Origin of the sequence: Streptantibioticus parmotrematis (genome assembly GCF_019890615.1) — a bacterium.
GTDB classification, from domain to species: Bacteria; Actinomycetota; Actinomycetes; order Streptomycetales; family Streptomycetaceae; genus Streptantibioticus_D; species Streptantibioticus_D parmotrematis.
Genome location: NZ_JAINVZ010000014.1, coordinates 152,551 through 171,699 on the forward strand (window position 1 = coordinate 152,551; position 19,149 = coordinate 171,699).

The 19,149-nt window shown below is 73.7% G+C and carries 15 protein-coding genes; 7 read left to right on the top strand and 8 right to left on the bottom strand.

The features are described from left to right. Positions 1 to 571 precede the first annotated feature (571 nt). From K7472_RS20410 to K7472_RS20420, 3 genes are all read left to right on the top strand, one after another. Positions 572 to 2,380: an FAD-dependent monooxygenase gene (locus tag K7472_RS20410; RefSeq protein WP_222979940.1), complete on the top strand. Its 1,809-nt coding sequence runs from the start codon at positions 572 to 574 to the stop codon at positions 2,378 to 2,380. Between the two features lie 343 nt (positions 2,381 to 2,723). Next, complete coding sequence (locus K7472_RS20415) at positions 2,724 to 3,272, top strand: cupin domain-containing protein (protein ID WP_222979941.1); 549 nt, start codon at positions 2,724 to 2,726, stop codon at positions 3,270 to 3,272. Continuing rightward, positions 3,269 to 3,697 carry a rhodanese-like domain-containing protein gene (locus K7472_RS20420; protein ID WP_308013999.1) on the top strand — a complete coding sequence of 143 codons (429 nt, stop codon included), beginning with the start codon at positions 3,269 to 3,271 and terminating at the stop codon, positions 3,695 to 3,697. Before K7472_RS20415 ends, K7472_RS20420 begins: the two co-directional genes overlap by 4 nt. A gap of 19 nt (positions 3,698 to 3,716) precedes the next feature. Here K7472_RS20420 and recX read toward each other — a convergent pair whose 3' ends face one another. From recX to K7472_RS20435, 3 genes are all read right to left on the bottom strand, one after another. Then, entirely contained in the window at positions 3,717 to 4,283 is a 567-nt protein-coding gene (gene recX / locus K7472_RS20425) for a recombination regulator RecX (protein WP_222979943.1), read from the bottom strand. Between the two features lie 3 nt (positions 4,284 to 4,286). Continuing rightward, entirely contained in the window at positions 4,287 to 5,405 is a 1,119-nt protein-coding gene (gene recA / locus K7472_RS20430) for a recombinase RecA (protein WP_222979944.1), read from the bottom strand. A gap of 536 nt (positions 5,406 to 5,941) precedes the next feature. Further along, positions 5,942 to 6,136 (bottom strand): DUF3046 domain-containing protein, encoded by a 195-nt coding sequence (locus K7472_RS20435; protein ID WP_222979945.1) that lies wholly within the window; start codon positions 6,134 to 6,136, stop codon positions 5,942 to 5,944. Between the two features lie 300 nt (positions 6,137 to 6,436). On the opposite strand from K7472_RS20435, the gene K7472_RS20440 reads away from it, so the two are divergent. Then, the gene (locus K7472_RS20440; protein ID WP_222979946.1) at positions 6,437 to 6,748 is read left to right on the top strand and encodes a helix-turn-helix domain-containing protein; all 312 of its coding nucleotides are present in this window, start codon (positions 6,437 to 6,439) and stop codon (positions 6,746 to 6,748) included. A 339-nt stretch (positions 6,749 to 7,087) separates the two neighbouring features. On the opposite strand, the gene K7472_RS20445 is transcribed toward K7472_RS20440, so the two are convergent. Then, on the bottom strand, positions 7,088 to 7,915 hold the full coding sequence (locus tag K7472_RS20445) for a hypothetical protein (RefSeq protein WP_222979947.1): 828 nt from the start codon (positions 7,913 to 7,915) through the stop codon (positions 7,088 to 7,090). 323 nt (positions 7,916 to 8,238) lie between these two features. On the opposite strand from K7472_RS20445, the gene K7472_RS20450 reads away from it, so the two are divergent. Then, the gene (locus K7472_RS20450) at positions 8,239 to 9,198 is read left to right on the top strand and encodes a hypothetical protein (protein ID WP_222979948.1); all 960 of its coding nucleotides are present in this window, start codon (positions 8,239 to 8,241) and stop codon (positions 9,196 to 9,198) included. A 128-nt stretch (positions 9,199 to 9,326) separates the two neighbouring features. Here the strand turns inward: K7472_RS20450 and K7472_RS20455 are convergent, their stop codons facing one another. After that, positions 9,327 to 10,574 carry a PucR family transcriptional regulator gene (locus K7472_RS20455; RefSeq protein ID WP_222979949.1) on the bottom strand — a complete coding sequence of 416 codons (1,248 nt, stop codon included), beginning with the start codon at positions 10,572 to 10,574 and terminating at the stop codon, positions 9,327 to 9,329. A gap of 191 nt (positions 10,575 to 10,765) precedes the next feature. On the opposite strand from K7472_RS20455, the gene K7472_RS20460 reads away from it, so the two are divergent. Continuing rightward, entirely contained in the window at positions 10,766 to 12,202 is a 1,437-nt protein-coding gene (locus K7472_RS20460; protein ID WP_222979950.1) for an alkyl sulfatase dimerization domain-containing protein, read from the top strand. 65 nt (positions 12,203 to 12,267) lie between these two features. Here the strand turns inward: K7472_RS20460 and K7472_RS20465 are convergent, their stop codons facing one another. Genes K7472_RS20465 through K7472_RS20475 form a run of 3 tightly spaced genes read right to left on the bottom strand, consistent with a single transcriptional unit; the run spans position 12,268 to position 14,229 of the window. Then, the gene (locus K7472_RS20465; RefSeq protein ID WP_222979951.1) at positions 12,268 to 12,576 is read right to left on the bottom strand and encodes an AzlD domain-containing protein; all 309 of its coding nucleotides are present in this window, start codon (positions 12,574 to 12,576) and stop codon (positions 12,268 to 12,270) included. Further along, on the bottom strand, positions 12,573 to 13,307 hold the full coding sequence (locus tag K7472_RS20470) for an AzlC family ABC transporter permease (RefSeq protein ID WP_222979952.1): 735 nt from the start codon (positions 13,305 to 13,307) through the stop codon (positions 12,573 to 12,575). The genes K7472_RS20465 and K7472_RS20470 overlap by 4 nt, the downstream gene beginning before the upstream one ends. 10 nt (positions 13,308 to 13,317) lie before the next feature. Next, positions 13,318 to 14,229, bottom strand: a complete 912-nt coding sequence (locus K7472_RS20475; RefSeq protein ID WP_222979953.1) for a helix-turn-helix transcriptional regulator — start codon at positions 14,227 to 14,229, stop codon at positions 13,318 to 13,320. Between the two features lie 238 nt (positions 14,230 to 14,467). Between K7472_RS20475 and K7472_RS20480 the strand changes: the two genes are divergently transcribed. Next, the gene (locus K7472_RS20480) at positions 14,468 to 19,144 is read left to right on the top strand and encodes an ATP-dependent helicase (RefSeq protein WP_252395924.1); all 4,677 of its coding nucleotides are present in this window, start codon (positions 14,468 to 14,470) and stop codon (positions 19,142 to 19,144) included. Positions 19,145 to 19,149: the final 5 nt, after the last annotated feature.

Consider the following 19,149-nt stretch of genomic DNA (forward strand, 5'->3'; position numbering starts at 1 on the left):
TCCGGTGCTCCGGCCACTCCGGCGCTCCGGCCACTCCGGCGCCGCGACGACGGCGGACCCGGGTACGGTACGGTCACCGCGCCGTCCGCGCGACGCCCCCGCGGCAACGAATACACCCCGATTCCGGGGCGCCGCGTCAAGAGGGCCCCGGGAGCGGGTACGCCAGGTGCGCGCAGCGTAGCGCAGAGTCGCCGGGGCACGGGAGCGGCGCGTTCAAGCCATGGCCAGCGCTTTCGCGAGCCGCCGGGGTCGGCGCTTTGCGAGCCACTGCGGCCGGTGCTTCGCGAGCCAGCGGGGTCGCGCGTCCAGCCGCACCTGGACACCGTCACACATGTGACGCAGCGTCACCAATGGTGTCCGCAGGGCGAACTGATCACTGGTCAGCGACAGCCGGACCGGGCGGCTCTCCCGCGTCAGGTGACGACGGCACGTGACGGTGTACGACCTCGCGTCGCTTGACGCACGCACCGGCAGTGGGTTGCATACGCTATGTGACCGAATGCCGGGCAGCCTCCACCACCGCATCCTCGCGTGCCCGCACGCGTCCGCAGACCCGCGCCGAGGACGTGGCATGGACCCGGTGATCGTCGCGGGGGCGGGGCCGACCGGCCTCTCGCTCGCGCTCTGCCTCGCCCGGCACAACGTTCCCGTCGTCCTGCTCGATGAGGAGGGCCCGGGCTCCGAACCGCGCGCGGAACGCACCGCCGTCCTGCGCCCGCGCACCGCCGACCTGCTCGCCCGCCTCGGCTACACCGCCGTGCACGCCGACGCCGCGCGCTGGACGGCGTGGCGGACGCTGCGCCGACGTCAGGTCATCGGCACGGCGGTCTTCTCGTCCGGTCCCGATACCGCGGGACCGGTGGCGGGTGTGGAGGGCGTGGCGGACTTGGCGCACGGCTCCGGCGAGGAGGCCGAGGTCGTCGACGCCGGGCCCTCGCCCCTGCACCTGGCGCAGGACCGGCTGCGTCACGGACTGCGCGAGGCGCTCTCCGGCCAGGAACTGATCACGGTGGCGCACGGCTGCCGCCTGACCGCGATCGAACAGGACGACCACGGGGTCAGCGTCCACACCCGGGGCACCGGGGGCGGTCCCGAGACCTGGTGGCGCGGCTCGTTCCTGGTCGGCTGCGACGGCCCGCGCTCCACCGTCCGCAAACTGCTCGACGTCCGGTTCCCCGGCCGCACCGCCGTCGACCGCTACGCCGTCGCCGCCCTGCGCGTCGCCCTGCCCGAGCCCGGCAGCGCGTTGCTGCACCGCGACCCGCCCGGCGGACGCGGCACCGAGGCCCTCGCCCGTCCGCTGCCCGACGGCGTCTGGCGGCTCGACTGGTCCCTGCCGACCGGCATGGCGCCGCTGACCCCCGACGGCCTGGTGGCCCGCATCCGCGCGACCCTGTCCGCCTGGTGCGACGGCACGATCCCGGCGTACGAACTGCTGGGCTGGTCCGAGTACCCGGTCCACCAGCGGCTGGCCCGGCGGTGGCGCACCGGCCGGGCGTTCCTGGCCGGCGACGCCGCCCACCTGCTGGGCGCGCTGGGCACCCAGGGCTTGGAGGAGGGCCTGCGCGACGCCGACAACCTCGCCTGGAAACTCGCTCTGGCCTGGCACCACGGCGCCTCCGACGTCCTGCTCGACAGCTACCAGGCGGAACGTCGCGGCGCGGTCGGCACCCGGCTGCGCGCCGCCGACCAGGCCCTGCCCCCGCTGCGGGCCAACGGCGCCTGGCACACCCTGCGCCACTCGCTGCTGTCGGGCCCGGCGAACCGCCATGCCCAACTCCTCACCGACGCGCCCTTCGGTCGCGGACTGCTCGGCGCTCCCCCGGTCTACGACCGCTCCCCGCTGGTCCTGCCCGCGCCGCGCGGCGGCAAGTCGGCGCCCTCGCCGCTGGTCGCACCCGGTGCCGGGGTGCCCGGGGAGATGGTGGACGACGTGCCGGTCATCGATCTGGACGGCGTGCGCGGGCGCCTTCGCGACCGCCTCGGCCGCGACCTGCTGGCCGTGCTGGTCGCTCCCGGCACCGGCGTCTGGGAGAGCCGCCACTGGCTCACCGCCGGACTGATGCCCCAGCTGTCGGCCGCCGTCGCCGCCCTGCCGACCCGCACCGAACTGCTGGTCACGGAGTCCTACCCGGGCGCCACCGCGCACACCGTGCTGCTGGTGCGGCCCGACGGCCACCTCGTCGGCGCGATGACCGGCTGCCGCCCGGCGGAGCTGTACGCCTACGCCGACCTGGCCCGCGGCGGGCCCCCGCAGCACAGGGCGCCGGAGGGCGGCGACGGGGAGGCGGCCGCCGGTGCGGCGGGTGGTGCGGCGTCCGCCGACGCGGGCATGGCCGGGGCGAGCGGCAGCGGCGGGGAGCGACGCGGGGGCGCGTGAGGCGGGGGCGCCTGGGGGGCGTGCGCGGGGACGCGTTGGCACCAGGGGGGCTTCTAGGCGGCTCCGAGGCGGCTCCTGCGCCGGGGCCGGGGTTGTTGTGCCCGAAATGCGTGTCAGTGACAAGGATTCGCCCGTGGCGGCTCCTGGTTGACCCTGCGGCGAAGCCCGTGGTTCACTCCGAAACGTGACCGGCACCGAACTGCGCCTCGTGCGGAGGGTCCACCTGGACCTCGTCCGCTACGCGGGCTGCGTGTGTCGTCCGTCCTGTTGATGCGCCAGTTCTCCTGAACCCTTGCCGCGCGGTCTCTGCCGCGCGCTTTCGCGATCACCGGGACGGTCCCCCTTGCCGCACACTCTTTCCGCGTCCGCGCAGTCGTCCGGGCAGAAGTCCACGCCCTCGTCCGCGCCGACCGTCGACGAACTCCTCGACTTCGCCCGCCGCGCCGCCGCCGACCCCGACGTCGTCGGCCGGCTGCCGCTCGATCCCGAGGGCCGTACCTGGCTGCGGCTGGAGGGTCCCGGCGGCAGCGAGGCCTGGCTCATCGGCTGGCCTCCGGGGGCCGAGACGGGCTGGCACGACCACGGCGGCTCCCGCGGCGCGTTCGTCACCGCCGCGGGCGAACTCGCCGAGCAGTCCGTCTCCGTACCGCTGCCCGGCGCGGGCTGGCTCTCCCTCGAACTCGCCACCGACGTCGACCGCGTCCGCAGCCTCCCGCCCGGCCAGGGCCGCGCCTTCGGCCCGCACCACGTCCACCAGGTCGTCAACGCCTCCGACGACCATCACGCGATCTCGGTCCACGCCTACTACCCGCCCCTCCCCCTGATGCGCCGCTACAGCAGGCGCGGCCAGGTCCTGCGCCTCGAACTCGTCGAACGCCCGGAGGAGTGGTGAGCCTCCCCCGCCCCCACGGCATCGACGAACTGCTGGCCCGGGCTCGCGAGGGCCTGACCCGCCTGACGGCACATCAGGCACAGGCCGCCGCCGCGAAGGGCGCCCTGCTGGTCGACATCCGCTACGCGGCCCTGCGGGACCGTGACGGCACGATCCCCGGCGCCCTGGTCGTCGAACGCAACGAGCTGGAATGGCGTCTCGACCCGCAATGCCCGCACCGCCTCCCCGAGGCGGTGGACCACGACATCACGCCCATCGTCATCTGCAACGAGGGCTACGCCTCAAGCCTCGCGGCGGTCTCCCTCCAGGCACTCGGCCTGCACCGGGCCACCGACCTCGCTGGCGGCTTCCAGTCCTGGCGCGCGGCGGGCCTCCCCGTCACCGCACCGAGCGAGCTCCGAGGCGAAGTTCACGGAGGCAGCTGAGCTCACAGTCGGCTCCGGCCTACTCGGGCAGGTGCCCCTCGAGGAATTCCGCGTCCTCGCCTTCCTCCTCCAGCGCCCGGCGGACCACCCTCAGGGCCAGCCCCTCCCCGTAGCCCTTGCGGGCGAGCATGCCCGCGAGGCGACGTATGCGCCGGTCACGGTCGAGGCCTCGGGTGGCGCGCAGCTTGCGGTCGACCAGGGCGCGGGCCGTCGCCTCCTCCTGGTCGGCGTCGAGCTGCTCCACCGCGCGCTCGATCACGCCCGACTCGACCCCCCGGGTGCGCAGTTCCCGGGCGAGCGCGCGCCGGGCGAGGCCCCGGCTGTAGTGACGGGACTCCACCCACGCGTCCGCGAAGGCCGTGTCGTCGATCAGTCCGACGTCCTCGAAGCGGGACAGCACATGGTCCGCCACTTCTTCGGGGATCTCCCGGCGGCGCAGGGCGTCGGCGAGTTGCTTGCGGGTCCGGGGCGTCCCGGTGAGCAGGCGGAGGCACACCGCCCGGGCCCGCTCCTCGGGATCACGTGGCGGTCCCTGCTCCGCCTCCGAGGAGGAGGGCCCGCCGCCGTTCTCAGCCCGCCGGGTCATGGCTTACGCCTTGGCCGCGGCGGCCTTGGTCGCCTTGCTCGTCTTCGCGGGGGCCGGGACGGCCGCTGCCGGAGCGGTGGCCGCGGTCGCCGCGTCCGCGCCGGGCTCCGTGCCCGGGGCGTCGGTCCTGGCGCCGATACCCAGCTTCTCCTTGATCTTCTTCTCGATCTCGTCGGCGAGGTCGGGGTTGTCCTTGAGGAAGTTGCGGGCGTTCTCCTTGCCCTGGCCGAGCTGGTCGCCCTCGTAGGTGTACCAGGCACCGGACTTGCGGACGAAGCCGTGCTCGACGCCCATGTCGATCAGGCCGCCCTCACGGCTGATGCCCTGGCCGTAGAGGATGTCGAACTCGGCCTGCTTGAAGGGCGGGGCGACCTTGTTCTTGACCACCTTGACGCGCGTGCGGTTGCCGACCGCCTCGGTGCCGTCCTTGAGGGTCTCGATACGGCGGATGTCGAGACGCACGGAGGCGTAGAACTTCAGCGCGCGGCCACCGGTCGTGGTCTCCGGCGAACCGAACATCACGCCGATCTTCTCGCGGAGCTGGTTGATGAAGATCGCGGTGGTCTTCGACTGGTTGAGAGCGCTGGTGATCTTTCGCAGCGCCTGGCTCATCAGGCGGGCCTGAAGGCCCACGTGCGAGTCACCCATCTCGCCCTCGATCTCGGCCCTGGGCACGAGGGCGGCGACGGAGTCGATGACGATGAGGTCGAGCGCGCCAGAGCGGACCAGCATGTCCACGATCTCCAGCGCCTGTTCGCCGTTGTCCGGCTGGGACAGGATCAGGGAGTCGATGTCGACGCCGAGCTTCTTCGCGTACTCGGGGTCGAGCGCGTGCTCGGCGTCCACGAAGGCGACCGCTCCGCCGGCCCGCTGGGCGTTGGCCACGGCGTGCAGCGTGAGGGTGGTCTTGCCGGAGGACTCCGGCCCGTAGACCTCCACCACGCGGCCGCGCGGCAGACCGCCCACGCCCAGGGCCACGTCGAGGCTGGTCGACCCGGTCGGGATGACCTCGATGGGTTCGTTGGGCCGCTCGCCGAGGCGCATGACGGCACCCTTGCCGAATTGTCGTTCAATCTGCGCGAGCGCGGCGTCGAGCGCCTTCTCGCGGTCGGTCCCTGCCATGGCTTCCACCCGGTTTGCTTGAGTCGATCGCTTCACGTCCACCGACGCTAGCGCCTGCCACTGACAATGCGCCCCGACGGCGGTCCCGACCGGCACGACCGGCCTGGCACAGACCATGAGAATGGATGTTCGAATTCCGTGTCAAGCGACCCGCCGAACCCTGTGGATAACTCGATAACCGCAGGTCAGGGGGGCGCAGGAGTGGCGGGCGGACTGGTGGACCGAGGGGCGAGGAGGCAGGAAGAGAAAGAAGGACGAGGGCGGACGAAGACGGACGAGGGCTCTCCCCGCGGGCCACGCCCGCGGGGCTGGCCCGCGGGCCATGGGTCCAAGGGCCTGTCGAGCGGTCGGGCGGCCTGACCGGCGCCTTGAGGGCCGCGCGTCCAACCCACGCGTTCAGCCTGCTCGCCCAGTCCGCCTCAGCCAAGGAGCCCCGACCAAGGGGGCACTCCCGACCCGGACCACACGGACCCGGACCACCCCGACCCTGGCCCCCAGGCCCCATCCCATCAAGCCCCCGCAACACCCCGCGGGAGTCAGCGGCGGTCGGCCGGGATGTCGACCGCCGCGCAGACCGCCCGCCACACGTTCTTCGCTTCCCAGCCCGCCTCGAACGCCTGCATCACGGTCCGGCCGCCGAGTTCCGACATCACGTGGTCGCGGGCGAAGGAATCCGCGTACGCCTCGCCGAAGTGTGTGTGCATCCGCTGCCAGAAGACCGTCAACTTCATAGCCCCAGTATCGCGCCCCCGAGCAGGGCCCACGCCGGACCCCGAGGCCGGCGGACCCCGTCCGCGCTCACCCCGCCCTCCGGCCCGCACGGTCCGCCCATTGGGATGAACTCTGTGAAACGCACCACCTCGATCCGACGCGATCCACCCAGGTCAGCGGCGTTCTCTGCGTCTTCGGAGCTGTTCCGCCGGGAGATTTTCCGTCCGCCGAGTCTTTAGTCAGAGCTAAAGGTGGCATGCTGTCATCAAGGCAACCTGGGCTGTGGAACGGTGAGTTGGGAGAGGTTGGGGGGTTCGGGCATGAACTGGTTCGCCAAGGACGAAGGCTGCGCCGAGTTGCCGGGAGGTGGGCTGGCGCGGCAGGCCACGGCGGAGCTCGCGGGGCTCCTCGCGGCACGCGGGATGACGAGGGCGGACCTCGCCAAGGCCATGGGGGTCAGCCCCGGGCGCGTCAGCCAGATCCTGTCCGGTGACGCGAATCTCACCGTGCGCACCCTGGCCTCCGTGGCGGAGGCGCTGGGCGCGTGTGTGGAGATCAAGTTCTTCGACCCACCGCGGGCCGCCGGCCGCCCCGTGTCGGACGCCATGGCCGACGCCATGACGGGTTCCTGACCGCTTCACGCCTGACTTCCCGGCCGCCTCGCGTCTATTTCCCGGCCGCTTCGGCGCCCGACTTCCCGGCCCGGACCGCTCCTACTCCTGGCCGCTTCGGCGCCCGACTTCCTGGCCGGACCGCTCCTACTCCTGGCCGCTTCGGCGCCCGACTTCCTGGCCGGAGCGCTGCTTCTCCTGTCCGCCCGCTTAGGGGCCGTCGCTTCGGCGCCCCGCTTAGGAGGCCGTCGCTTCGGCGCCGCCCGGGCGACGGTGACCGACCGCCGCGGCCCTATGGCTGGAAACCGACGCCCGAGAGCCTGCCCCCGCTCCCGCCCCCAAAAAGCGGAAACGCGCCGCCTACCCCCGCTCTCCCCTGACCAGCCCGAAGAGCCCCCGCTGCACGGGAACGGACGACGAACCGAAACCGTCCGAAGGGACCACCCTGTCGCGGAGCGCCTCCAGCGTCGCCATGTCGGAGCGACGGCCGTGCACGTGGGCCAGGGCCAGCAGTTGCTTGCAGCGTTCGAGCGCGACGCCGAACGCCCTCAGGTACTCGATCTCCTCATGCTGGCCGCCCGGCCATTCCTGGTCCACGTCGAGCGCGGTCAGCACCCCGCCGCCGGCCCGCCGCACCCGGGCGTCGAGCAGGGCGAAGACCGCGCCGACCGCCCCGTCCACCTCCGTGTGGCGTTCGTTGACCACTTTGGTCAACGCCTTGTTGCCCTCATGGCGGGAGAGCAGGTGCAGCTTGAGGTCGTGGGCGAAGACGCGCAGTTGCCGTGGTTCCTTGAAGCCGCTCATGAACGAGTCGGCCCACGTCATGTAGTCGGTGATCAGCCGGTATTCGAGCCGTTCGAGCAGGGAGGCGACGCCGAGGGTGAGGACCTTCACGACCGGCTGGGTGACGTCGCCGTCCCGGCGTCCTCGCGGCGCCACGCCCGCGCCCGCGACCAGGCCCACCGCGACCGGAGGCAGTCGCGCCACGTGCGGCAGCAGCAGGCCGGTTCCCAGCGCGATCACACAGGTCATCCCGGTCACCGACAGCGCGAGTCCGACCGCTTGGCGACTGCCGAACAGACGCCCCTTGCCGGTGAACCGCCGCACCAGGCTGATCCAGGTGACGACCGCGCAGGAAGCGGCGGGTAACGCGAGCTGCGCGATCCAAGGCTCCTGATACCAACGCAAGGTGACCGTCCCACTAACCGCGCGAACAACGACAGGACCGTCGTTCACCGACGAGGCGACCCCCCGCTCGCGTTCGGCGGCGTACGCCCGTCCAGCGCCACGACGCGTCACCCGCCTCGACGACTCCTCGCGCGCGGGCGCACCGTGGCACGGTCCGATCCTCCCATTCAGCCACACGAGGCAGTGACGGTTTCAGCGACTCCCGGCCATCGGCACATCACGCTTCGGACACGCGTCCACCGCCGCGGCACCGCACCGTCTCGTACGAGTGCACCCTTGCCGCAGCCGTAGGCAGCGCGACGCGGGCGCCCTACTGTGCGCGCATGGCAGGACGCGCGGCAGGACGTGACGAGACGGCGGAACGGCCCGTGGGATCCGCGCTCGAGCGCGCCGGGCACTTCGTGTGGCTGACCGCGCGCGTGCTCGAACAGCGGCGTTTCGCGCTGCACTTCCTGGACGGCGACGCGGACGCGGTGGAGACCGCACTGCTCGCCTACCGCAACGACGACGACGGCTACGGACACGCGCTCGATCCCGACCTGCGCGGCCCGTCGAGTCAACCCCTGCACGCCGCTCACGCGTTGCGGCTCCTGGACGAGACCGGGCGGTGCTCCGGGCAGCGGGTGGAGCGCTTGTGCCGCTATCTGACCGCGGTCTCGACCGCGGACGGTGCGCTGCCCACGGTGAGTCCGACACCGCCCGGGCACCCGCGCGCGCCGTGGTTCCCGGCGACGGACCGGTCGCCGGGAAGTCTGCTCGCCACCGGCCCGGTCGTCGGCACGCTGCACGCCAACGGTGTGTGGCACGCATGGCTCTTCAGGGCGACGGACTTCTGCTGGGCGGCAGTCGACGCGCTGGAGAAGCCGCATCCGGGCGAGGCGCTGGCGGCACTCGCGTTCCTCGACTCGGCCCCGGATCGCGCGCGTGCCGAGGCGGCGGCGGCCAGGCTGGGGCGGCTGGTGCGCGATCAGCACCTCGTCGCACTCGACCCGGAACGCGGCGGCACCAGGGGCACCAGGGACGTGGACGCCCCCTGGGAGGGGGCGGACGAGGCTCGTTTCGCCTACGACTTCGCGCGTTCGCCGGAGTCGCTGGGCCGCCGGTGGTTCTCCGACGCGGAGATCGACCGGTCGCTCGACTTCCTGGAGCACGCCCAGCAGCCGGACGGCGGCTGGCCCTTGCGGCGGCGGCCGTGGGCTCCCGCACCGCGCCTGGAGTGGCGCCCCGTCATCACCATCGAGGCGTTGCTGACGCTGCGAGCTTACGGACGTCCCGTCACGTGACGCATACGGGCCGTTTTCAGCACGTAGGAGGCGGATTTCGGTACGTCAGGAGGCGGGTTTCCGCCCGTAGGAGGCGGATTTCGGCACGTACGACCTGACCGGGAACAGCGGCTGCGGCAGCCCGGTTCTCAGTGGTCCTCCTTGAGCAGCAGCGCGGCGAGCGCCAGCGCGGTGCCGCGCGGGGAGGCGAGGTCGAGCGACGTGAGAGCGGTGACGCGGGCGAGCCGGTTGTCGACCGTGTTGGGGTGAAGGCCGAGCAGCCGGGCGGTGGCGCGGCGGTCCTGCTGGTGTTCCAGGTAGGCGCGGAGCGTCTCCGTCAGTTCGGGGCGGTCCGCGATCGGGTCGAGCAGCGCCGCGATCAGGCCGCTGCTCTCGTCGCGCCGCGAGAGGTGGAACTCCAGCAGCACGTCGCCGAGTCGGTGCAGTCCCGGGGGTCTGCCGCCCGCGCGCGCCACCCGTACGACCTCCGCGGCGGTCCGCGCGGCCTCCGACACCCCCGCCGCGCCGCCCGCCGTGACGGCCGCGACACGCACCTCGCCCCCGCAGGCCCTGCCCAGCGCTTCGGCGAGTCCGTCCGGCGCTTCGGGCGGACCGTCGGCGCCGGAAGGGGCGGCAACGACCGCGTACCCGCCCTCGTCGTCGAGCAGGGTGAGCACGTCCGCCCCGAACGCCCGGTCCAACGCGGTCTGTACGCGCCTTCCACGCCGCCGTACGGCGATCGGAGGGGGCGTGGTGGAGCCAGGGGCGGGCGCGAGGCGCGGGGCGCGCAGGCAGAGCACGAGGGCGCCTCGGTCCAGTCCGAGGGCGCGCCGCGTCGCGTCGTCCGGCAGCGGCGAGCCGTCGAGCAGACCGCGCACCAGCAGGCGGCGGTGTTCCCGTCGCTCGGCCAGCAGGGCGGCCTGTTCGTCGAGGTACGTCTCGGCGACCGCGGCCGCGATGCCCTCCTGCGCCCTCAGCAGGAAGCCGGACAGCTCGACGAGGGCCGTCTCCTCGCCCGGCCGAGCGGTCTCGCGCAGCGTCCGCCACAGCACGTAGACGCCGAGTGCGTGGGCGCGCAGCAGCAGGTGCAACGGCATGCCCTCCTCGGCGCGCTGGGCGGCGCGTTCGCGGAAGAGCCCGTAGTCGCCGAAGCGGCCGTGCTGGTCGTGCACCCGCCGCAGGAACAGGCGCAGACCGTGCCGTGCGGTGGCGGCGACCTCGATGTCCTTCACGTCGGCGGGCAGTTCCGGATAGCCGGGTATCTCCTCGAACGAGACGCGGGACATGCGGCGGGCGACCTCGTTGACGCGCGGTTCGCAACGGGCCGCGAGGGCGCGGGCCGCGGCGGACAGCTCATGGGTGAACGCCACACCGTCCTGTGGGGGGACCGTCGTCATCGCGCCTCCTCGACGGAGCGGGTTCGCGACGGGAGCCTCGCTCCGGTGGTTGTGAGGCGTCACAGTAGTCCGCCCCGCGAGGTGTGACGAGATCTTCTGTCGACGCCCGGGCGGCGGGCGGAGGATCGGCGGCGGGAGCGGTCGGCCCGCCCACCGGGGGCCATGGTCGGCGGCGTCCAGGAGGAGTACTTATGACGCGGCACAACGAAGGCCGCCCCGACGGCGCCCCCACCACGGAGGGGGCCGCCGACGACCTGTCCGGCGCCTACCTCGCGTACACCGAACGTGTTTGGCGGGGCGAGGAGAACCTCTCGGCGCAGATGGCGGGCGTCTACACCCGTCACGAACTGGTCAGGATGGGTGACCGGACGGGCTTCTTCCCCGCCTTCGCGAACGTGTGCGTCTTCGACACCGGCGACGGGATCGTGCTCGTCGACTCCGGTGACTTCCGCACAGGGGCCCAACTGTGCGCGGCGGTGGGCGCGTTCTCGCCCGGTGACGTGCGGTCCGTCGTGTACACGCACGGGCACGTGGACCACACCTTCGGGGTCTTCGCCGTCGACGCGGCCGCGAAGGAGCGGGGAGCCGCCGCGCCGGAGGTGATCGCGCACGAAGCGGTCGCCGCGCGCTTCGACCGCTATGTGGAGACCGCCGGGTACAACGCGTGGATCAACCGGCGGCAGTTCGGCGTCCCGGCCCTGGAGTGGCCGACCACCTACCGCTATCCGGACATCTCGTACCGCGACCGCTTCACGTTGCGTCAGGGCGAGTTGACGTTCGAGCTGACGCACGCACGCGGGGAGACCGACGACCACACCTACGTGTGGATTCCCGAACTGCGCACCTTGTGCACGGGCGACCTGTTCATCTGGAACGCGCCGAACGCGGGCAACCCGCAGAAGGTGCAGCGCTATCCGGTGGAATGGGCGCGGGCGTTGCGCGCGATGCGGGAGCTGGGCGCCGAGATTCTGCTGCCCGGGCACGGCGTGCCGATCCTCGGCGCCGACCGCGTACGGCAGGCACTCGGTGAGACCGCCGAGCTCCTGGAGTCGCTGTGCCGTCAGACGCGCGACCTGATGAACGAGGGCCGCCGCCTCGACGAGGTGCTGCACGCGGTGCGCGTGCCGGAAGGGCTGCTGAACAGGCCGTACCTGCGTCCCGCCTACGACGAGCCGGAGTTCGTGGTGCGCAACCTGTGGCGGTTGTGGGGCGGCTGGTACGACCAGAATCCCGCGCATCTCAAGCCCGCTCCCGAGGCCGAGGTCGCCGCCGAACTGGCCGGCGCGGCGGGCGGTGCGGCGCGCCTGGCCGGGCGGGCCGCCGCGTTGCTGGAGGCGGGGAGGCTGCGGCTGGCCTGCCACCTGGCGGAGGCCGCCGCCCTGGCCGCGCCCGAGGACCGGGACATCGCGAGGGTGAGGGCCACGGTGTACGCGAAGCGGGCGGCGGCGGAGTCGTCCACCATGGCGCGCGGAGTCTTCTCGTGGGCGGCGGCCGAGTCGGCGGCGGTGGCCGAGGGGACCGACGTGACCACCGAACTCACCCGCACCGAGGACGGCCGCAGGCGTGCCGCGGGCGCCATCAGCGTGGGAGCGTTCGACGACGCCCACTCCGGCGAGGAAGCGTCCTAGGACGAGTGGGCGCCGTCGCGCGACGGGCCGTGCGCCCGCCCGCTACGTGCCGCACGAGGCGTGCGTCAGCCCGCTACGTGCCGCACGAGCGCCGTCACCACGACGGCGGCCCCGACGATGACCAGGAACGGCGCGCGCAGCAGCAGGGCGACGAGCGCCGCCGCGAGTCCGGCAGCCCGCGCGTCGACCACCAGGTGGCGGCCGGTGGAGAAGGTCTGCACGGCGGTCAGCGCGGCGAGCAGGGCGACCGGCACCAGTGCGGCCAGCCGCCGCACCGTGGGGCGCTCCAGCAGCCCGGCGGGAACGGACAGGCCGAGCAGTTTCACCACGTACGCGCCGATCGCCGTCAGTGCGATGGCGATCCAGGTGGTCATCGTGCATCCCCCCGTTCGCGGCGGTCACGTCGTACGAGCAGCACGGCGGGCGCGGCCAGCGCGGCGACCAGGATCGGCACACCGGCGGGCAGCAGCGGCACGCAGACCAGCACCGCGACGACCGCCACGGCGGCCGTGGCGCGCTCCCGGCCGCCCACGCGCACCATGGGCGCGAGCAGGGCGAGGAAGACCGCGGGGCCCGCCGCGTCCAGCCCCCAGGCGGCGGGGTCGCCGAGCGCGGAGGCCCCGAGTGCGCCCAGCAGCGTCGTCGCGTTCCACAGCACGTACAACGTCGCACCGGTCACCGTGAAGCCGAGCCGGGCGGTCGCGGTGTCGGGCTGGGCGAGGGTGACGGCCGTCGTCTCGTCGATCACCCACTGCGCGGCCAGCGGCCGCACGGTCGTCGGCAACCGCAGCAGTTGCGACAGCCGCAGCCCGTAGAACGCGTTGCGCACGGACAGGAAGAACGCTCCGGTCGCGGCGGCGAGCGGCGCGGCCCCCACGCCGAGCGCACCGACCAGCGCGAACTGGGACGCGCCGGTGAAGACCAGCAGGCTGAGCACGCAGGCCTGCGGCACGCTGATGCCGTCCCCGGCGGCGGTGGCGCCGAAGGCGAAGCCGGACAGGCCGACGGCGATCCCGACGCCGAGGGCGTCGCGGACGACGGCGGAGCGGGGCTTGGCCGCCGCGGCGGCCGGTGGATCGTCGAGAGGGGGAGCTGGTGCGTTCACCGGACCGACGTTAGGCGGGAGCCGGGCGCCCGGTCTTGTACGTTCTTGCGGCCGGTCCCGCAGGTTCCCGCGACCAGGCTTGTGCGTTCTCGCGGGCGGGTCGACCCCGGCGTTCCCGCTGGTAGGCGCCGGGCGGCACGCCGACGATCCGGGTGAAGTGCCGGTTGAGGTGCGGCTGGTCGGTGAAGCCGACCTCGACCGCGGCACTGGCGGGAGGCTCACCCGCGTCGAGCAGCGTGCGGGCGCGGCGCACCCGGGCGTCGGTGAGCCAGGTGTGCGGTGGCATGCCGTACGTCTCGCGGAACGCTCTCAGTAGGGCGAAGGGGCTGGTCCCGAGGTCGCCGGCGAGATTCCGCAGCGAGGGCGGGTCGGCCATGCGGTCCCGCAGTACGTCACGGGCCCGGGCCGCGACGCGGGCGCCGGCGCTCAGCGGCGCGCGGGGAGGAACGGGGGCGCCGTAGCGGCGCAGTAGGTGGGCGACGGCGGTGCGCAGCAGGGTGTCGGCGGCGAGCGCGTTGTCCGCCTCGGCGGCCCCGTGGAGCTCGGTGACCAGGTGGGAGGCGTACGGGTCGAGGGCCACCGGCGAGGTGAAGGCGGGGGTGCCGCGGATGGTGGTGGTCTCGGCGGCGATGGCGGCGACGACACCGGGATCCGGGTACACGACGCTGTAGGTCCAGCCGGAGGGCACGCCCGCGAAGCCGGTGTGCGGGACGTCGGGGTTGAGCAGCGCCAGCCCTCCGGGCGGCACCCGTTCCAGGCTCCCGGCGTGGTCGAAGGCCTCGACGCCCTCGGTGACAGCGGCGATCACGTAGCTGTCGTGGGTGTGGCGGGCGAAGGTCTTGCTGACGTAGCGGGCCCGCAGCAGATCGACCCCGGGCAGCTCGGCGTGCTGCCAGTGCCGCGCCTGTTCCGCCGATCCCATGAGTCCATTGTGCGACTACCGGACTACCGGACTACCGGACAGCTGGCCTGTCGGAATACCAGACGGCCGGCCCGTCGGACTACCGGACGACTACCGGGCCACCCGACCGCTGGGCCACTGGGCCGCCGGACCACCCGACCGCTTGACCCGATGATCGCATGATCATTTCCGCGCGGGTTGTCCACAGGCCGGGCGGTGGCGCGGGCCGATGTCAGTGGTCCGAGGCACGATGGGTGGCATGTCGAACGGGAAGCGGCCGAAGGCACCGGATCCGGGGCGGGAGCAGGATCCGGTGTCGGCCCTGGACTCCTTCTCCCCCGCCACCCGCGCCTGGTTCAAGGGTGCCTTCAGCGCGCCCACCGCCGCTCAGGCGGGGGCCTGGCGGGCCATCGCCGAGGCGTCCGACGTGCTGGTCGTCGCGCCCACCGGCTCGGGCAAGACGCTGGCCGCCTTCCTCGCCGCCCTCGACCGCCTCGCCCACACCCCGCCTCCGGCCGAGGCGCGACGCCGCTGCCGGGTGCTCTACGTCTCCCCCCTCAAGGCCCTGGCCGTGGACGTGGAGCGCAACCTGCGCAGTCCGCTGACCGGCCTGCGGCACGAGGCGGTGCGCCTCGGGCTCCCGGAGCCCGAGGTCAAGGTCGCGATCCGGTCCGGCGACACCCCGGCCACCGAGCGCCGCGCGATCGCCACCAAGCCCCCGGACATCCTGATCACCACCCCCGAGTCGCTGTTCCTGATGCTCACCTCCTCCACGCGGGAGGCGCTGCGCGGGGTCGAGACGGTCATCCTGGACGAGGTGCACGCGGTGGCGGGCACCAAGCGCGGCGCCCACCTGGCGCTCTCCCTGGAGCGGCTGGACGAGTTGCTGGACCGCCCGGCGCGCCGCATCGGCCTGTCGGCGACCGTGCGGCCCGTGGACGAGGTCGCCCGCTTCCTGTCACCGGGCCGCAAGGTCACCGTGGTCCAGCCGCCGTCGCAGAAGGACTTCGACCTGTCGGTCGTCGTGCCCGTGGAGGACCTGGGCGAGCTGGGTGGCTCCCCGGTCTCCGACAGCGGCGCACCCGGCTCGGACCCCGGGGAGCGCCCCTCCATCTGGCCCCACGTGGAGGAGCGCATCGCCGACCTGGTGCAGGCCCATCGCTCCACCATCGTCTTCGCCAACTCCCGGCGTCTCGCGGAGCGGTTGTGCAACCGGCTCAACGAGATCGCCTACGAGCGGGCCACCGGCGAGGCGATGCCGGAACACCACTCCCCCGCCGAGCTGATGGGCGAGGCGGGGGCCGCCAAGGGCGCCCCGGCGCTGCTGGCCCGGGCCCACCACGGCTCGGTCTCCAAAGAGCAGCGGGCCCTGGTCGAGGAGGACCTCAAGGCCGGGCGGCTGCCCGCGGTGGTCGCCACCTCCAGCCTCGAACTCGGCATCGACATGGGCGCGGTGGACCTGGTCGTGCAGGTCGAGTCGCCGCCTTCGGTCGCCTCCGGGCTGCAACGCGTCGGTCGCGCCGGACACCAGGTGGGCGCGGTCTCCACCGGCGTGGTCTTCCCCAAGTACCGCGGCGACCTGGTGCAGTCGGCGGTCGTCACCGAACGCATGCGGCAGGGCGCCATCGAGGCCCTGCGGGTCCCGGCCAATCCGCTGGACGTGCTGGCCCAGCAGATCGTCGCCATGGTGGCGGTCGACACCTGGGACGTGGACGAGCTGCTCGCGCTGGTGCGCCGGGCAGCGCCGTTCGCCGCGTTGCCGGAGTCGGCGTACACCGCCGTGCTCGACATGCTGGCGGGCCGCTATCCGTCCGACGCCTTCGCCGAGTTGCGCCCGCGCCTGGTGTGGGACCGCGTGGCGGGCACGCTCAGCGGGCGGCCGGGCGCGCAGCGGCTGGCGGTGACGTCCGGTGGGACGATCCCGGACCGCGGGTTGTTCGGGGTGTTCCTCGCGGGCTCCGATCCGAAGAAGGGCGGCGGCCGGGTCGGGGAGCTGGACGAGGAGATGGTCTACGAGTCCAGGGTGGGCGACGTGTTCACCCTGGGCACCACGTCCTGGCGCATCGAGGACATCACCCGCGACCGGGTGCTGGTCTCACCCGCTCCCGGGGTACCGGGCAGGCTGCCGTTCTGGAAGGGCGACCAGCTCGGGCGTCCCCTCGAACTCGGCCGCGCGCTGGGCGCGTTCCTGCGCGAGATCGGCGGGCTGTCGCCCGAGGCGGCCCGCGAGCGGCTGGCGGCGGCCGGCCTCGACGAGTGGGCCGCGGACAACGTGCTGGCCTACCTGGACGAGCAGCGCCGCGCCTGCGGTCACGTGCCGGACGACCGCACGATCGTCGTCGAGCGCTTCCGGGACGAGCTGGGCGACTGGCGGATCGTGGTCCACTCCCCCTTCGGCGCGCAGGTGCACGCCCCCTGGGCGCTGGCGCTCGGGGCCCGGCTGTCCGAGCGGTACGGCTTCGACGCCCAGGTCATGCACGCCGACGACGGGATCGTCCTGCGGCTGCCCGACGCCGACCTGCTGGGCCTGGACCTGCTGGACGTCGACCCGTTCCGCAAGGGCACGGAGTACGACGCGCAGCAGAGTCCGGTGGGCGCCGCCGACGTCGTCTTCGAACACGGCGAGGTCGAGCAGGTGGTGACCGACCAGGTCGGCGGCTCGGCGCTGTTCGCCTCACGGTTCCGCGAGTGCGCCGCCCGCGCGCTGCTGCTGCCGCGCCGCAATCCGGCCAAGCGCACCCCGCTGTGGCAGCAACGGCAGCGCGCGGCCCAACTCCTCCAGGTGGCATCGGAGTTCGGGTCGTTCCCCATCGTGCTCGAAGCGGTCCGCGAGTGCCTCCAGGACGTGTTCGACGTGCCGGGGCTGGTCGAGCTGATGGGAGACATCGACAGCCGTGCGGTGCGGCTGGTGGAGGTGACGACGCCGGAGCCGTCGCCGTTCGCCCGCTCGTTGCTGTTCGGCTACGTCGCGCAGTTCCTCTACGAGGGCGACTCGCCGCTGGCCGAACGGAGGGCCGCCGCGCTGTCGCTGGACTCCCGGCTGCTGTCCGAGCTCCTCGGCCAGGCGGAGCTGCGCGAGTTGCTCGACGCCGACGTGATGACGGAGCTCGAGGCCGAGCTGCAGTGGCTCACCGAGGACCGGCGGGTCAAGGACGCGGAGGGCGTCGCGGACGTGCTGCGGGTGCTCGGCCCGCTGACCGACACCGAACTGGGCGCCCGGGGCGCGGAGTCCGGGTGGGCGCGGGAGCTGGAGACGGCGCGGCGCGCGATCCGGGTGCGGGTCGCCGGGGCGGAGCACTGGGCGGCCGTCGAGGACGCCGGACGGTTGCGGGACGCGCTGGGCACCGCGCTGCCGGTGGGCGTGCCCGAGGCGTTCACGGAGCCGGTGAAGGATCCGCTGGGCGATCTGCTGTCCCGGTTCGCCCGCACGCACGGCCCGTTCACCGCGGCCGACGCCGCCGCCCGGTTCGGCCTGGGCACGGCGGTGGTGGACGGGGCGCTGCACCGGCTGGCGGCCGACGGGCGGGTGGTGCAGGGCGAGTTCAGGCCGGAGGGCGCGGGCCACGAGTGGTGCGACGCGGGCGTGTTGCGGCGGCTGCGGCGGCGTTCACTGGCCGCGCTGCGGCACGAGCTGGAGCCGGTGCCGCCGGCCGCGCTCGGTGCCTTCCTGCCGCAGTGGCAGCACGTCGGCACGCGGGCGCTGCGCGGCGTGGACGGACTGGTGCGGGCCGTCGAGCAGTTGCAGGGCGCCGCGGTGCCGGCTTCCGCGCTGGAGCGGCTGGTCCTGCCGTCCCGCATGGCCGACTACAGCCCCGCGCTGCTGGACGAGTTGACCTCGTCCGGGGAGCTGGTGTGGGCCGGGTCCGGCGCGCTGCCGGGGAAGGACGGCTGGGTCGCGCTCTACCCCGCCGACACCGCGCCTCTGCTGCTGCCGGAGCCGCAGCCGCTGGAGCTCTCCTCGCTGCACCGGGCGGTGCTCGACGCGCTGGCGAGCGGCTACGGGCTGTACTTCCGGCAGATATCGGAAGCCGTGCGGCCCGTGCTCCCTGAGGCGACCGATCCCGAACTCGCCAACGCGGTCTGGGACTTGACGTGGTCGGGGCGGCTGACCAACGACACCATGGCACCGCTGCGGGCGCTGCTGGGATCGGGCCGGACGGCGGGCTCGACCGCGCACCGGGCGCCCAGAGCCGTGCCGAGGGCCCGCTACGGCACGCGCATACCGCGACCGACGGCCTCCCGCAGCGGGCCGCCGACCGTGGCCGGGCGCTGGTCGCTGGTCCCCGGGCGGGAGCCGGACGCGACCGTGCGGGCGCACGCGCTGGGCCACACCCTGCTGGACCGGCACGGGGTCGTGACCAGGGGCGCGGTGGCGGCCGAGGGCGTCGCGGGCGGGTTCTCCGCGGTCTACCGGGTGCTGTCCGCCTTCGAGGAGACCGGGCAGGCGCGCCGGGGCTACGTGGTCGAGGGGCTGGGAGCGGCGCAGTTCGCGATGGACGGCGCGGTGGACCGGCTGCGGGCGGTCAACACCGCGCGCGAGCGGGCCGAGGAGCACCCCGCGGCACCCCGTGCGGTGGTGCTGGCCGCCGCCGACCCGGCGAACGCCTACGGTTCCGCACTGCCCTGGCCGGAGGCGCCCTCCGGCGCGGGGCACAAGCCGGGACGCAAGGCGGGTGCGGTCGTGGTCCTGGTGGACGGGGAGTTGACGCTGTACGTCGAGCGGGGCGGCAAGACGCTGCTGGCGTGGGGCGAGCCGGACTCCCCGGGGCTGGTGAGCGCCGTGGAGGCGCTGTCCGCGGCGGTGCGCGCCGACGCGCTCGGCAGGCTCACGGTCGAGCGTGTCAACGGCGAGCCCGCGCTGTCGTCCCCCCTGGGCCGCGCCCTGGAAGCGGCAGGCTTCCACGCCACCCCCAGGGGGCTGCGTCTGCGCGCGTGACGAGG